General features: G+C 75.3%; 1 protein-coding gene. It reads left to right on the top strand.

Annotated elements, in window-relative coordinates:
* Window positions 1-146 precede the first annotated feature (146 nt).
* A partial coding sequence (locus AB8Z36_RS40005; RefSeq protein ID WP_369218269.1) for a condensation domain-containing protein occupies window positions 147-1,467 on the top strand: 1,321 nt, incomplete at its 3' end.

Here is a 1,467-nt window from a genome sequence, read left to right as displayed (position 1 = left end):
CCACCGGCCCGCGCACCCGACCGCCCACCGCTGAAGACGGCGCGGTCCTCGGTGCTGCCGCCGCCCGGTCGCCGCGACCCGTGTCAGGGCCCCGGTGCGCCGACGCGTGCCGACCGGTCCGTGAACCACCGCAAGGAGATATCCCGATGGCGCCTGCGCGCCCACCCGCGCCTCCGCTGGACCCCGTCGCCGAGGCCCCGCTCTCGTCGGCACAAGAACGCCTCTGGTTCATCCACCAGGCGGCACCCGAGTCGCCGGTCTACAACGTCCCCCTGCTCACCCGCTTCAACGAGCCGATCGACCCCGCCGCCCTGGCGGTGGCCCTGGAGGCTGTCACCGCCTGCCACGCGGTCCTGCGTACCACCTACGCGCTCCGCGAGGGCCGCCCCGTCCAGGTCATCGGCGCACCCGGGCCGGTCCCCATGGAAGTCATCGGCCGGGGGCGGCCGGGCCCGGACGAACTCGCCCACCACGCCCGTGCCCCCTTCGCCCTCGACCGGCGGGCACCCCTGCGTGCGACCGTCTGGCAGGACCCCGACGGCGGGCCGGGAACCCTGCTCCTGACCATCCATCACATCGCCGTCGACGGCTGGTCCCTGCCTGCCTTGTACGACGCGCTGGACGCGGCCTACGAGCAGGCCCTGTGCGGTGTGCGCCCCATCGACCTGCCCGCACCGCCCCTGGCGTACGCGGAGTTCGCCGCCCGCGACGCCGAGGCGGCCAAGGACCCGGCTCTGCGCACGCGGCTCGCGGCACGCGCGGCCGAGCTCGCCCCTGCCGCGGAGGACCTCACGCTCGGGCCGTGCCCGCCGCGGCAGGACGCCCTGGAGGGGGAGCGGCCCGGAGCCCAGCACCGTCTCGTCCTCGATGCCCCTCTCGCCGAAGCGGTCGCGGAGTTGGCACGGGAGCTGCGGGTCACCCCGTTCGTGGTGCTGTTCGCCGCCTTCCAGGCCGTCGTCCAGCGCTGGAGTGGGCGGGAGAGGTTCGTGCTCGGCACCGTCGCGGCCAACCGTCCGGCGGCCGAGGTGGAGAACCTCGTCGGCTTCTTCGTCAACACCGTGCCGCTGCTGTGCGCCCCCGACCCCGAGGCCGGATTCGACCGGCTGTGCGTCGGGTCGCGCGGCGAGGCGTTCCGGGTACTCGACCATCAGCGCCTGCCCTTCGACCGGCTCGCCGCCCGGCTCGGCGGCGACCGGGGCGCGGGCCTGGCCGACATCGGCTTCGTCCTGCAGAACGCGCCCGCCGCGGGCGCCCGAGGCCGCTGGGCACCGCCGGTCCTGCTGCCGACCGGCACCGCCAAGCAGGACCTGTCGTTCGTCCTTGAGTACGCGCCCGACGGCACCCTCGCCGCCACCGTCGAGTACGCCACCGACCGCTACACCGACGTCACCGCCCAGCGCTTCGCCGACAGTTACCTGGCCCTGCTCACCGCCGCCGTGGCCCGCCCCACGACCCCCCTGAAGGAAC

This window comes from Streptomyces flavofungini, assembly GCF_041028215.1.
GTDB lineage: Bacteria > Actinomycetota > Actinomycetes > Streptomycetales > Streptomycetaceae > Streptomyces > Streptomyces flavofungini_B.
The sequence above is the reverse complement of the archived record's forward strand: the minus strand, read 5'-3'. Positions and strand labels throughout refer to the sequence as shown.